Origin of the sequence: Streptomyces sp. NBC_00223 (assembly GCF_036199905.1) — a bacterium.
In the GTDB taxonomy this organism is placed as follows: Bacteria; Actinomycetota; Actinomycetes; order Streptomycetales; family Streptomycetaceae; genus Actinacidiphila.
Genome location: NZ_CP108109.1, coordinates 3,089,803 through 3,103,331, shown reverse-complemented (window position 1 = coordinate 3,103,331; position 13,529 = coordinate 3,089,803). Strand labels below are relative to the sequence as shown.

The 13,529-nt window shown below is 71.9% G+C and carries 12 protein-coding genes; 8 read left to right on the top strand and 4 right to left on the bottom strand.

Annotated features, from left to right (window positions below; translation table 11 throughout):
- Positions 1–802 precede the first annotated feature (802 nt).
- A complete protein-coding gene (locus OHA30_RS12915; RefSeq protein ID WP_328913971.1) occupies positions 803–2,182 on the top strand; it encodes a transcriptional regulator in 1,380 nt (459 codons plus the stop codon).
- Positions 2,183–2,424: 242 nt separating this feature from the next.
- Positions 2,425–3,852, top strand: coding sequence for a hypothetical protein (locus OHA30_RS12910; RefSeq protein WP_328913970.1), 1,428 nt, complete (start codon positions 2,425–2,427; stop codon positions 3,850–3,852).
- A 99-nt stretch (positions 3,853–3,951) separates the two neighbouring features.
- On the opposite strand, the gene OHA30_RS12905 is transcribed toward OHA30_RS12910, so the two are convergent.
- On the bottom strand, positions 3,952–5,217 hold the full coding sequence (locus OHA30_RS12905) for an ABC transporter substrate-binding protein (RefSeq protein WP_328913969.1): 1,266 nt from the start codon (positions 5,215–5,217) through the stop codon (positions 3,952–3,954).
- A gap of 160 nt (positions 5,218–5,377) precedes the next feature.
- On the opposite strand from OHA30_RS12905, the gene OHA30_RS12900 reads away from it, so the two are divergent.
- Positions 5,378–5,824: an SCO4402 family protein gene (locus OHA30_RS12900; RefSeq protein ID WP_328913968.1), complete on the top strand. Its 447-nt coding sequence runs from the start codon at positions 5,378–5,380 to the stop codon at positions 5,822–5,824.
- Between the two features lie 89 nt (positions 5,825–5,913).
- A complete protein-coding gene (purU, locus tag OHA30_RS12895) occupies positions 5,914–6,795 on the top strand; it encodes a formyltetrahydrofolate deformylase (protein ID WP_328913967.1) in 882 nt (293 codons plus the stop codon).
- A 124-nt stretch (positions 6,796–6,919) separates the two neighbouring features.
- Here purU and OHA30_RS12890 read toward each other — a convergent pair whose 3' ends face one another.
- Together OHA30_RS12890 and OHA30_RS12885 are read right to left on the bottom strand one after the other, a co-directional pair.
- Positions 6,920–8,287, bottom strand: coding sequence for a maleylpyruvate isomerase N-terminal domain-containing protein (locus OHA30_RS12890; RefSeq protein ID WP_328913966.1), 1,368 nt, complete (start codon positions 8,285–8,287; stop codon positions 6,920–6,922).
- Entirely contained in the window at positions 8,284–8,859 is a 576-nt protein-coding gene (locus OHA30_RS12885) for a sigma-70 family RNA polymerase sigma factor (protein WP_328913965.1), read from the bottom strand. The genes OHA30_RS12890 and OHA30_RS12885 overlap by 4 nt, the downstream gene beginning before the upstream one ends.
- Before the next feature lie 267 nt (positions 8,860–9,126).
- Between OHA30_RS12885 and OHA30_RS12880 the strand changes: the two genes are divergently transcribed.
- From OHA30_RS12880 to OHA30_RS12870, 3 genes are all read left to right on the top strand, one after another.
- A complete protein-coding gene (locus OHA30_RS12880) occupies positions 9,127–9,522 on the top strand; it encodes an STAS domain-containing protein (protein WP_328917845.1) in 396 nt (131 codons plus the stop codon).
- An 87-nt stretch (positions 9,523–9,609) separates the two neighbouring features.
- The gene (locus tag OHA30_RS12875) at positions 9,610–10,116 is read left to right on the top strand and encodes an O-acetyl-ADP-ribose deacetylase (protein ID WP_328913964.1); all 507 of its coding nucleotides are present in this window, start codon (positions 9,610–9,612) and stop codon (positions 10,114–10,116) included.
- A 360-nt stretch (positions 10,117–10,476) separates the two neighbouring features.
- Positions 10,477–10,890, top strand: a complete 414-nt coding sequence (locus tag OHA30_RS12870; protein ID WP_328913963.1) for an ATP-binding protein — start codon at positions 10,477–10,479, stop codon at positions 10,888–10,890.
- 80 nt (positions 10,891–10,970) lie between these two features.
- Here OHA30_RS12870 and OHA30_RS12865 read toward each other — a convergent pair whose 3' ends face one another.
- Entirely contained in the window at positions 10,971–12,059 is a 1,089-nt protein-coding gene (locus tag OHA30_RS12865; RefSeq protein WP_328913962.1) for a GlxA family transcriptional regulator, read from the bottom strand.
- A 71-nt stretch (positions 12,060–12,130) separates the two neighbouring features.
- On the opposite strand from OHA30_RS12865, the gene OHA30_RS12860 reads away from it, so the two are divergent.
- On the top strand, positions 12,131–13,456 hold the full coding sequence (locus OHA30_RS12860; RefSeq protein ID WP_405785596.1) for an MFS transporter: 1,326 nt from the start codon (positions 12,131–12,133) through the stop codon (positions 13,454–13,456).
- Positions 13,457–13,529: the final 73 nt, after the last annotated feature.

Here is a 13,529-nt window from a genome sequence, read left to right as displayed (position 1 = left end):
ACACTTTTTCATCGCGCACCGCCACCTTAAGCGTGACCACTGACAGTGACCGAAAATCTGAGCGGATCTTGAGGTAGAAGGGCTGGCCAGAGGGCGGGTCCGGGGCCGGTCCGGGGTCGGCCGGAAGAGTCGGGTCGGGACTGAGGGTGAGCGCGACCGGTCACGGTGAGCGGTCAGAAGAGCCGGCCACGGGCGCGGGTCGCCGGTCCGGGCGGGGCCACCCGTCGTCCGCCCGCGCGGCCCGCCGGTCGTCGTGCGGCCCGTCCACACCTGCCCACACCCCGCCCGGACCGGGGCTCCGCCCGGTCGGACGAGATACCGAAGCACGCGTCCCCGCGTGCCACGCCCGGCGCCCGGTGCCGGGGCGCCGTCCGCCCGCGCGGACCGGTCCGCGCTGGTCGGGCGGGCTCCGGGGCCGGACAGCGGGGTGAGGCGCACGGTCGGAGCGGTGCGCCCCCGGCCGGTCGCCGACCGGCCGGTGAGCCGTGCGTCCCGGTGGCGTTCATGCGCCAATCGGACCGACACGCCGCGCAGTTGACGGCCGGTGAGCTGGCGCGGAGGCACGCCGCCGCCCCCGTGCGCGGCCCAACTGCCCTGCGGGCGGGAGCCCCAGGGCCCCGATCGCGGTTCACGGCGGGCGCACGGGTGCACTGCCGGGGGCGCGTACGGGGACCCGGCCTTGTATCCGGGTAGGTCAACCGGGAAGCGGAGGCCGCCCCCAGTGCGGGTGAAATGCCGTCATTGCGGAGTTTATCGGCCGATGAATGGGAAGAACGACGTCGAAGACGACGAGGGGGGACCGATGGCCGCACGACCACTTGTGGCGCGGCAGCCGAACGAAAGGCTCCAGGCCCTGATCCAGGAGGCCGGCTGCTCCAACGCCGGGCTCGCTCGCAGGGTCAACCTGTGCGGGGCCGAGCATGGCCTCGACCTGCGCTACGACAAGACCTCCGTGGCCCGTTGGCTGCGTGGGCAGCAACCGCGTGGCCGGGCCCCGGCCATTGTGGCGGAGGCGCTCGGCCGCAAGCTCGGCCGCGCGGTCTCCATCGACGAGATCGGCATGGCGAACGGCAAGAACCTCGCCACCGGCATCGGCCTGCACTTCGCGCCCACGGTGCTCGGTGCGATCGAGCAGGTCTGCGAGTTGTGGCGCAGCGACGTGGGGCGCCGTGACTTCCTCACCGGCTCCACGGTGGCCGCGTCCGCGCTCGTCGAGCCCAGCAGGGACTGGCTGATCACCCGCCCCGACCAGGGTGTCGCGCGCAACGGCGGCTCCAGGGTGGGCATGTCCGACGTCGAGGCGGTCAACGCGACCACGCAGGCGCTCACCGACCTCGACCACCGGTTCGGCAGCGGGCATGTCCGGCCGGTCGTGGTGCACTACCTCAACAGCGTGGTCTCCGGGCTGCTCGCGGGCAGTTACCGCGAGGCGGTGGGCCGCGAGCTGTTCTCCGCGGTCGCCCGACTGACCGAGCTGGCCGGGTACATGGCGGTGGACACCGGCCAACCCGGCCTGGCCCAGCGGTACTACATCCAGGCGCTGCGGCTGGCCCAGGCGGCCGGCGACCGCGGCTACGGCGGCTACATCCTGGCCGCGAGCATGAGTCACCTCGCGGCCTCGCTCGGCAACCCGCGCGAGATCGCCCAACTCGCCCGCGCCGCCCAGGAAGGCGCCCGCGGGCATGTCACCGCCACCGCCGAGGCGATGTTCTACGCGGCGGAGGCCCGCGGCCACGCGCTGCTCGGCGACGCCCGTACGTTCGCCACCGTCGCGGGGCTCGCCCTCGAAGCGATGGAGAGGTCCGAGCCGGACCGGGACCCGGCGTGGATCGCGCACTTCGACCACGCCTATCTCGCGGACGAACTCGCCCACTGCCACCGCGACCTGGGCCAGGCGGTGCCCGCCGCCCGCCGGGCCGAGGAGGCGCTGGCCGCGCACCCCAAGTCGCGCTCCCGGCGCCGCGCGATCGACCTGCTGCTGCTCGCCGACGCCCAGGTGCAGCAGCGCGAGTTGGAGCATGCCTGCCACTCCGGCGCCCAGGCGGTCACCCTGCTGTCCGGACTGCGCTCCAACCGCGGCGCGGAGTACCTGGACGACTTCCGGCGCCGCCTCGAGCCCTACGCCGACGAGCCCGCGGTAAGGGAGTTCGGCGCCCGGCTCGATGAACGGGAGGCGGCCTAACAGCGAAGGGAGGGCACCAACGGCCGTGCCCCGGCGAATCGTTACCTGACCGACACCGTGCCCGCGCACGGCCGTCAAAGCGCAGTGCAGACCCGGCAGCGCCCGGCCTCGCGCCCAAACGTGCCGTGCCGCGGCGGTGTGTCGTGGCGCTCACTCGTTCGGGTGCGTGGTCGGCGTTCCGATTGACCCGGTAGCGTGGGTCGACGGTTCCGACGGGTTGGCAGAGGCGGGAGTGGGCGGCGATGCACAGCAGCGGACGCGGCGAGGAATCGCCCGACGCGTACCGGGGCGTCGTACTCCCCTCGGATCAGCACCAGCAGCCGTTGGTGTACGGCGAACACGTGCAGCCGGCCGGCGGCAGTCCGTGGGGTGCCCCGGCGCCCGAACCGGCCGACGCCACCCAGATGCTGCCGCCCTACCCGGCCGGAGTGCCCGCGCCCGGCGCCCCGGCACCGGCCGACGCCACCCAGATGCTGCCGCCGTACCCCGGCGGCGCGCCCCAGCAGCCCGCGGGCCAGGCCGCCCCGCCGCTGCCGCCCGTACCGCCCCAGGCGCCGCACACCCCGCAGGTCCAGTACGCGTCCGACCTGCCGGCCGCCGAGGCCACCCGGGCGCTCCCGCTGCCGGCCTTCCAGGAGGACCAGGGCTATCAGCGGCAGGGCTACGAGCAGCCGTCGTACGACCAGGCCGGCTACGGCGGACAGGCGCCGTACGGCACCCAGCCGTCGTACGGCCAGGAGTACACCGACTACGAGGAGCAGCCCGCCGGGCCGCAGCACGACAGCGACTACGACCACCTGTTCCGCAACGACGTGCCGAGCCCGGCTCCCGTGCGCCCGCACATCATCCAGCCGCCCTCCCAGCAGCAGGGCCGCCCGCAGTACGGCCGGCAGCCCGCACAGGCCCCCGCGGGCCAGGCCGGGGGCCGACCGCCGTACGGGCAGCAACCGGGCGGGCAGCAGCCGGGCGGGTACGAGCCCGCGTACGCCTACGACGACGGTGACGGCGGCTCCGGCGGCCGGCGCCGGATGTCGCCCAAGGTGCTGATCGGCATCGTCGTCGCCGGGTGCGTGGTGGCCGGTCTGGTGCTCGGCGGCCTGCTCAGCGGCGGTGGCAAGTCCGACAAGGACGACACCGTCGCGGGGAGCAGCACCTCCGCGCCCCCCGGCGCCTCCGCGAGCAGCACCGACGCCCCCAGCAGCGACACCGACGCGGCCGAGCAGCAGGCGCAGGCCCTCGACTCGCTGCTCAGCACCAGTGACGCCAGCCGCAGTTCGGTGGTGAGCGCCGTCGAGTCGATCAAGAACTGCAAGGAACTCCCCGGCGCCGCGAGCGACTTGCGCGCGGCCGCCGGACAGCGCAAGGACCTGATCACCCAGCTGTCCAAGCTCTCGGTGGACCAGCTGCCCAACCACGCCGCGCTCACCGACGCGCTCACCAAGGCATGGCAGGCGTCCTCCGCCGCCGACAGCCACTACGCGGGCTGGGCGGACCAGGCCCAGCAGGGCCACAAGGTCTGCAAGGGCGGCCACGCCCGGACCACGTCCGAGACGCTGGCCGGCAACCGGGAGAGCGGCACCGCCACCACGCAGAAGAAGAACGCGGTCAAGCTCTGGAACAGCATCGCCAAGAAGTACGGGCTCACGCAGCGCCAGTTCAGCCAGCTGTAGCGGCGCCGCGCCCGAACGCGGCGGGCGCGGCCGTACGACCGGCGGGCCGCGCCCCACGCCCTCCGCGGGCCCGGCGCGTCCGGCCGGTGTCGCCCGCGGCTACCGCAGGGCCGTGTACGCCTTCGGCCTGAGCGTCGACGTCAGGTCGATGAAGCCCGGCCTGGCCTGGACGAGCCGGCCGTTACGCACCACCTGGTAGGTCACCTTCGTGTTCACCATCCGGGGGTGCTCGGGGATGCCGAGCATGTCGGCGTCGGTCCACCCGAGATCGGGGGTGAGGCCGCCGGTCGACAGTCGCGCGGTGCGGTCCATCGCCCGCCGTACGCCGTCCGCGTCCAGCGTGGTCTTGTCGCTCATCGCCTCCACGACCTTGGTGAAGACGGTGTACGCGACCCAGGTGGTCTGCACCCCGGGGTCGGCGATGTCGATCCGGTCGTCACCGAAGGCGTACTTGTTGACGACCGACTTCATCCGATTCCACTTGGGATCGGAGGCCGGCGGGTACCAGCCGGTGATGTAGGCGTTCTCCAGCGGGCTGCCGGGGCCGCCGGTGGAGTCGATCACCGACTGCTGGACGCTGCCGAGCACCGACGACAGCCGCACCTTGGGCTTTTCGTCGCCTACCCGGCGCAGCGAGTCGAAGAAGGTGCTGGTGTGGTCGCCCAGCACCGCGGAGACACAGGTCGAGGGCTTGTCGTCGCCGACCGCCTGCTCGGCGACAGCCGTGTAGTCGGTCGCGTCGTCGGCCGCGAGCAGGTCCGTCGTCGGCCGCCGTCCCGCGGCCTTCAGCCCCTGATCGAGGAAGATCGGGAACTGATCGCCCGTGATCGAGTCCGGCCGCACCAGCGCCACCTTCTTGCACAGCCCCGCCAACTGGAGCCCGCTCCCGGCCAGAAGCGCGGGCAGCCCGCCGTTGATCGGGTACGACATCGGGCTCTGGTACTCGTCCTCGGTGATTCCGTAGCCCCCGATGTACGGGATGTCGTCCGCCTCCAGGGCCGAGATGAAGCTGCTGCCCTCCTCGCTGTACGAGCCGACGACCGCCACCGCGTGCGCGTCGGCGGCCTGCTGGGCGCAGTCGGTGACCGCGACGGCGTCGTGGCGTTCGTTGCAGGTGAGCACCTTGAGCTTGCGGCCGCGCAGCCCGCCCTCGTCGTTGACGTACTGCTCGAAGACCTTCGCCATGGCCGGCATGCCGGGCATATTGGTCGCATTGGTGCCGGTCGGCGCCCAGGTCATGACGACCACGGGCCCCGGGGAGCCCCCCGCGCCCCCCGTGAGCGAACCGCAGCCACTGAGCAGCGCGGACGCGGCCAGAAGCAGGACGACAGCTTGACGTGCCCGATGCGTACGCCGTTCAGTCATGTAAGCGGAAGATTCCGCCTCGGCCTCAACGTACGGGTGACCGGGTCCGAACACACGGTCACTTTCAGGTGAATTACGGGTGCCGTTGTTCGAGTGCGTACGATCGGGCGTTGTGCAAGGTTCGGAGAAGTCTTCCCGTCGCGGCCCTCACTCCTCCACGATGGGGGGCATGCCGCTCAACGACATGCCGTGGTGGCGCTGGCGCAGCAATGTGCGCTCGGCGTTGCACATGATCAGTGACCCGGTGTTCCAGCGCGAGGTCTGGCAGGCGGGCCTCGACGGATACGGGGACGTCACCGATGCCGTCTACCGCCTTGTCGAGGACACCTGGCTCGACAACTGGTCGGCGGAGAAGTACGTCGGCACGATCTTCCGCGACTCGCAGGAGGCCGCGCTCGTCGACGTCGCGGTGCTGCGTGTGCTGAAGATCCTGCACCAGGTCGGCGCGGACGCGCCCGCCACCGCGTATCTGGACCACCCCGCCTGGCCGGAGGCGATACAGGCGGCCCGCGAGGCACACCTGCGGATGGCCGCCGCGGACGGCGACGACCCGGAGGCGCCGCCGCGGTCGCTCCAGGTGCTGGCGATCTACAACCGCTCCGCCTGACCCGGCGAGGGCCCGCGATCAGGTCCGGGTGGCGTTCCGGTTGCCGGACATCCGTGCCGGGTGGGGCAGGTGTGTGCGAGGCTGGCGCCGTGAACGAACAGCAGCCGCAGCCCGCCGCCGAGCCGTCGCAGTACGTCCTCACGCTGTCGTGCCCCGACAAGCAGGGCATCGTGCACGCGGTCTCCAGCTATCTCTTCATGACCGGTTGCAACATCGTCGACAGCCAGCAGTTCGGCGACCAGGACACCGGCCTGTTCTTCATGCGGGTCCACTTCTCCGCCGAGTCCGAGGTGACCGCGGACCGGCTGCGGGCCAGCTTCGCCGCGGTGGGCAGCGCGTACCGGATGGAGTGGCGGATTCACCCGTCCGAGGAGCGCATGCGGATCGTGCTCCTGGTCAGCAAGTTCGGGCACTGCCTGAACGACCTGCTCTTCCGCACGAGCATCGGCGCACTCCCGGTCGAGATCGCCGCGGTCGTCTCCAACCACACCGAATTCCGCGAGCTGGCCGGGTCGTACGGCGTTCCGTTCCACCACATCCCGGTCACCAGGGACACCAAGGCGGAGGCCGAGGCACAGCTGCTGGAGGTCGTGGACAAGGAGGGCGTCGAGCTCGTCGTGCTCGCCCGCTACATGCAGGTGCTCTCCGACGACCTGTGCGCCAAGCTGTCCGGCCGGATCATCAACATCCACCACTCCTTCCTGCCGAGCTTCAAGGGCGCGAAGCCGTACCACCAGGCACACCTCCGTGGCGTGAAGCTCATCGGCGCGACCGCCCACTATGTGACGGCCGACCTCGACGAGGGGCCGATCATCGAGCAGGAGGTCGAGCGCGTCGGGCACGAGGTCACGCCGGAGCAGCTCGTCGCCATAGGGCGCGACGTGGAGTGCCAGGCGCTGGCGCGGGCCGTGAAGTGGCACAGCGAGCACCGGGTGCTGCTCAACGGGCGGCGGACGGTCGTCTTCGCCTGAGACCCCTCTTCGCCTGAAAGGCGGCGAAGGGGCGGCGAGGTCCGTTCGCGGCAATGGCGGCGAAGCGGGTGGTCCGGTCCGTTCGCGTCAAAGGTGCCGAACGGGACCCGTGCGCCGCGCTCGCTCAGAGCCGGGACAGGGAAGCGGCGGCGAACAGCACGTCCCGGATGACGTCCCGGTCGCCCAGCTGACCGGCGGCGATCTCCTCCGGCTTCACATGGCCCGCCGCGAGTCGGCAGAACTCCACACCGTCCATCGCCACATGCGCGACCGTCTCGTCCTTCGACGCCACGGCACCGGGCGAGTCGAGCGACAGATACCAGTCGCCGCCACCGTCGCCCTCGATCTCCAGCAGCAGCGAACGGCCCGGCGACCCCGCCGCCACCAGACGAGACGAGGACATGGTGAGCCCGGCCCTGCGGCGGTCGGCGAGCGCGGTCGGCAGCAGCCGCGCGGCCAGGTCGATCATGCGGTGCAGATGACGCGGCGCCGGAGGGTCGTACGGATAGTCCACGGCCTCGGCGATGTCCGTGGCGTGAATCCAGCACTCGAAGGCGCGGTCCAGGAAGGCGTCCCGCAAGGGCAGCGAGAAGGAGCCGTACTCCACCGAGAGCCCGCCCACCCCGCGCCCCGCGAAGGAGACGGTGCGCACCAGGTTGTGGGTCTGCTCGCGCCAAAGGGAGCGAAGCGTCGCGCCCGGCAGCCGTTTGCGGCTCTCCCAGTGCGCGGCGGTGCGCTGCCAGGGGTCGACGGGCAGATCGGCCTCGCCACGGCCACGGCGCGGGCGGCCCCGGCCCGCCGCGGCCGTGCCGGTACGGGACCGTGGCTGCTCCCTGCCATGCCCGGGCAGCCCCAGCGCCCTGGACACCAGGCTGTCCACCGCGCTGAGATGCGCGATGACCTGTCCGACGGTGTACTGCTGCGAAACCGGAGCGCCGTCGAACCACTGCATCCGCACCGGCTCCTTCCAGTAGCTGTCGCCCAGATCGCGCAGCAGCGCGTCCAGCCGGGCGGCTTCCGCGTCGTACGGCCCGGCCCACTCCGGCACCGGAATCCGGGCCGGCCGGCGGCCGAGGCAGCCCTCCAGCACACGGGCGCGCAGCAGCGGATTGAGGTCGAGCGAGTCCTCCTGGTGCAGCAGGCCGACCGCGTTGCGCAGCCGCAGCGCCTCCTCGGCGCAGGTCGCGCAGTCCGTCAGGTGCACCTCGACGGCCAGCGCCTCGTCCCGTGAACAGGCCGACAGCGCCCAGGCACCGAGCAGCGACTTCAGCGTGGCGTGGTCGTAGTGCGGCAACTCGGGCGCGTCCTTCGCTTGCGAAGACGGCGGTTCCCCGGCCGGCCGCGATGGCAGGGGTACGGGGTCGCGCCGCGCGAGTGGCCCGTAGGCCACGTCGTCCGGGGCGCTGCGCTGCTCGCGCTGGTACGGCACGCGGGGCTCGTCGCCTCCGTCGGCCGGGTGACCGCCGCCACCGCCGTACGCGGAACCGCTCACCGGTGGCCTCGCTGTCCGCGCGGCTCGATCGCCCGGGGTTGCTGCTCGGCCGGTTCCATCGCCGTCGACAGTAACTGGAGACCGAGCCTCAGCCGTCGGCGCGCCTCGTCCTCGCTCACCCCGAGGCCCTCGGCGGCCGCGCGGTAGTCGAGCCGTTCCCGGTAGGCGAGTTCGAGGGCCGCGCGCAGCGGGGCGGGCATCGAGGTGACGATGAAGTCGGCGCGGGCCGCGGTGTTCGCCTTCCGCACCCGGGCCTCGACCTCGGCCGGGTCGGACCTGTCCCGGTTCTCGTACTGCCGCAGCCGGTGCACCGCGTGGCGCTGGGTGAGCTCGGCCATCCAGGAGCGCAGCGGGCCGTGCTTGGGGTCGTAGGCGTCCGGGTTCTCCCAGATGTAGCCGAAGACCTCGCGGGTGATCTGGTCCGCCGCGTCGTCGTCGTCCATCACCCGGTGGGCGAGACCGTGCACGAGTGAGGCGTATCGGTCGTAGAGCTCGCCGAGTGCGGCTTCCTCGCCCCGCGCCAGCCGCTGCTGCATCTTGCGGTCCCAGCGTGGCGGTGCGGGTGTCGCCATCTCCCCGGCCCCTCTGCTCGTCCACCGATGAACACCGACGGTAGTCATATGTGTTCGGTTCGTCCGACTGCGCTCAGACCGACGGTACCGGCCCCCTATGACGGCGTGCGTCGCTTTGCACCAACCTGGCACCGCGCGCGACCGCTTTTGGCGGTCTGTTATGCGGGTGTGACCGGAAGATTGCAGAGTTACGACTGAGAACGGGCATAGGGTCATTGTGATGACATTGCTGAAGTCGACGGCGAGGCGAGGTGGGAACCGGTGCTGGTGACCCAGGCCGAGCGGGACGGCTGGGTGGTGGTGACGGTCTCGGGCGAGATGGACCTGATCTCGTCGCCGGCGGTCCGGCAGAAGGTGCACGACGCGGTCGCCGACGGGCGGCGCAGCGTTGTCCTCGACCTCGCCGCCGTGCGCTTCTGCGACTCCAGCGGGGTCGGTGTGCTGATCGGTGCCCGCCGTCTGATGCGCTCCTGTGCCGGGCGGCTGCGGATCGTGCTCCCGGACGACGACCCGGCGGGCCGCGACCGCTCCTTCGACGAGGGATACGGGGGAGGGGCACACGTCAACCGGGTGCTGGCCGCCCTCGGTGTGCGCAGGCTCTTCGAGGTCTTCCCTGACCTGGTAGCCGCCACCGACGACACGGCCCGGCCGCTGTCCGCCTGAGCCCTGTCCGACTGAGCCCTGGCCGGGCACCGGCCCGCCCGTGGTGAACGCGCCCGGGGCGGCCGGCGGTTGATGCACGATGACGGCATGGTCCAACTCACCTTTGTCCAGGGCGACATCACCGAGCAGCGGGTCGACGCCGTCGTCAACGCCGCCAACTCCTCACTCCTCGGAGGCGGCGGAGTCGACGGTGCCATCCACCGCAGGGGCGGCCCCGAGATCCTCGACGCCTGCCGCGATCTGCGCGCCTCCCGGTACGGCCGCGGACTGCCCACCGGACAGGCGGTCGCTACCACCGCCGGGCTGCTGCCCGCCCGCTGGGTGATCCACACCGTCGGGCCCGTGTGGCAGGCCCACGAGGACCGGTCGGGGCTGCTCGCCTCCTGCTACCGCGAGTCCCTGCGCGTCGCCGACGAACTCGGCGCGACCACCGTCGCCTTCCCCGCCATCTCCACCGGCGTCTACGGCTGGCCGATGGACGACGGTGCCCGGATCGCCGTGCGCACCGTGCGGGAAGCGGAAACCGCAGTGGCGGAAGTGCGCTTCGTGCTCTTCGACGACGAGGCATATGAGGAATTCGTCGCCTTTGCGTAGAAAGGTCGACGCCAAGGGTGCTTCGGTTACGGAGCGTCCGCACGGTGTTGTGTCCGATGCGTGACTTGTGACGCGGTGGAGTCGGGCGGGTCCTCGGGTACGCTCCTTCGGGTGTGCACCCGAACCGAGTCCCCGCGAGGCGCCGCTCTGCCGCGCCGGGCGGGATGCGCGCCCGGGCGCACTGCCTTTCACCGAGTGCGCCGCACAGTATGCAGTGCGCCCCCTGCGTTGCACCGGTATATGCCCGAAGCGCTTGTTGGGGTGACTGTCGGTCGAGCATGCTGTGTCATGCCAAGGTCACGCTCGGTGATCTTGGGCAGGCGTCGGGCGTCGTGTCCGCCGGTTCGGATGGTGTGAGCAGTGCAGGTGCTTCAGGTACAGCTGGAGGTCGGTGTCGACCCCGCGGAGGTCGGGCGGGCCCGTCGATGGGCACGTTCCCGCCTGGTGGGCTCCGGCATAGGAGCCGACGAGCCGGTGGCCGAGACCCTGATCCTGCTCATCTCGGAGCTGGTGACGAACGCGGTGGTGCACACCGGCTGTCCCGCCGTCCTGAGAATGCTGTTCCCCAGCGCGCCCGCCGCCCCGGTACGGGTCGAGGTGGCCGACACCAGTGAGCTTCCGCCCGCCCCGCGGCACGCGCAGCGCGACGAGACCGGCGGCCGGGGCCTGGAGCTGGTCGACGGGCTCGCCGACCGCTGGGGCTGGCACCCCGAGGGCGCGGGCAAGCAGATCTGGTGCGAGGTGGACCGCGGAGCGGTCGCCGTCCTGACGTGACGCGGACGGGCCGGCCTGGCGGCCGCCCCTCCTGACCCCACTCGTGCTGCTCCCGGGTGTTCGCGGCCTTGGGTGCCGATCTACGGGCGGACCGAGGTCTGGAAGGTGCGGCGGTAGGACGTCGGTGACACCCCCAACGCCGCCTGAAGATGCTGCCGCATGGACGCCCCGGTGCCGAAACCGGCCTGGCGGGCGATCTGATCGATCCCGAGATCCGTGGACTCCAGCAGTTGACGGGCGTGTTCGACACGTTGCTGGGTCAGCCACTGGCCAGGACTCAGACCCACCTCCTCACGGAACCGCCGGGTGAAGGTCCGGACACTCATCGCCTCGCGCTCGGCCAACTGCCGCAGGGTGAGCGGCTGGTCGAGGCGGGTCAGGGCCCAGGCGCGGGCCCTTTCGGTGCCGGCCAGCTGCGGTTCGGGCAGCGGGCGGCGGACGTACTGCGCCTGACCGCCCTCGCGGTGCGGCGGAACGACGGTGCTGCGCGCTACCGCGTTGGCCACCGCGGTGCCGAAGTCCCGGCGCACGATGTGCAGGCACAGATCGATGCCCGAGGCGACCCCGGCCGAGGTGAGCACATCGCCGTCGTCGACATAGAGCACGTCCGGGTCGACCTTGATACGCGGGAAGAGCCGCTGGAAGTGGTCGGCGCTGGACCAGTGGGTGGTCGCCGGGCGCCCGTCGAGCAGACCGGCGGCGGCGAGCAGGAAGGAGCCGGTGCAGATCGACACGACGCGCGCGCACGGCCGGATCGCGGCGAACGCCTCGGTGAGCGCGGCCGACAGCCGGCCCTCGGTGTAGACGGGACCGAGTTCGTGCGAGGCGGGTACCACCACGGTGTCGGCCTCCGCCAGCGCTTCCAGGCCGTGCTCGACCACGATCGGGAAGTCCGCGTCCGTGCGCACGGCGCCGGGACGGAGGCTGCACGTGACGATGTCGTACAGCTCGCCGCCGTCCTCCTGGTTCCAGGCCGAACCGAAGATGCGCAGGGGGACGCCGAGTTCGAAGGGGATCACCCCGTCCAGGGCGAAGACGGCCACCCGGTGCCGGCCCGGGTGGCGGAAGATCTCGCTCGGCTGCGAGCCAGGGGCGTGAGAGCCCGGGGCCCGGGAGTCGGAGCCTTGAAGGTCGGCGCTCTGCGAGCCGGAGTCCTGGGAGACGGCCATGGCCCGATTCTTGCACATCATGGCCATCCGGCCACTCGTCGCGGATGATCGCCGCCCGGAGACTGAACGGCGTGACGCAGACATCTCAAGCCCCCGCATCTGCCGCAGGCCGCCCGGCCGCGCCCGGCCGACGACCACGGACGCGTGTGCACCGCGCCTGGGCGGTCGCCGCCGTCACCTTTGTGACGCTCGTCGGCGCCGCGGCCTTCGCCTCCCTCCCCGGACTGCTGATCGACCCCCTGCACAGCGAGTTCGGCTGGTCGCGCGGCATGATCGGCTTCGCGGTGTCGATCAACCTCGCGCTGTACGGACTGACCGCGCCCTTCGCCGCCGCCCTGATGGACCGGTTCGGCATCCGGCGGATCGTCGCCTGCGCGCTGCTCACCATCGCGCTCGGCTCCGGACTGACCGTCTGCATGACGGCGAGCTGGCAACTCATCCTGTGCTGGGGCGTCCTGGTGGGACTGGGCAGCGGCTCGATGGCGCTGTCCTTCGCCGCGACCGTCGCCAACCGCTGGTTCGCCGCCCGCAGGGGGCTGGTCACCGGCATCCTCACCGCGGGCGGCGCGGCGGGGCAACTGGTCTTCCTGCCGCTGCTGTCCTGGATCACCGAGCACCACGGGTGGCGGCCCGCCGCGGCGACGGTGTCCTGCGCGGCGCTCGCGACCGTGCCCTTCGTCTGGTTCCTGCTGCGCGACCACCCGGCGGACGTGGGCCTGGCGGCCTACGGGGCCGAGGAGTTCACCCCCAAGCCCGCGCCGGTGAGCGGGTCCGCCGGCCGGGCGCTGCGGGCCCTGATGGACGCCTCGCGCACGGGCACCTTCTGGCTGCTCGCCGGCACGTTCGCGATCTGCGGCGCGTCGACCAACGGGCTCGTCAAGACCCACTTCGTGCCCGCCGCCCACGACCACGGACTGCCGGTCACCACCGCGGCGTCGCTGCTCGCCGTCATCGGGGTGTTCGACATCGCGGGCACGGTGGCCTCGGGCTGGTTCACCGACCGCCTCTCACCCCGGCGGCTGCTCGCGATCTACTACGGGCTGCGCGGTCTGTCGCTGATGTTCCTCCCCATGCTCCTGGGCGACAGCATCCACCCGCCGATGGTGCTGTTCATCGTCTTCTACGGCCTCGACTGGGTGGCCACCGTGCCGCCGACCATCGCCCTGTGCCGTGAGCACTACGGCGAGAACAGCGCGATCGTCTTCGGCTGGGTGCTCGCGTCCCACCAGATCGGCGCGGCGCTGGTCGCCTACCTCGGCGGGGTGGCGCGTGACGCGCTCGGTTCCTACGACGTCGTCTGGTACTCCTCCGGTGCGTTGTGCGCGGTCGCCGCGCTGATGTCCCTGGTGATCCGCCACCGGCCGGTCGCCCTGCCCGCGGTGTCGGTCACCGGATGAACGCCCGGGAAAGCACGGTCTGTTCCGGAATACCCGTCGTTCACTCGCACGAGTGAGCGACGGCGGAATCGCC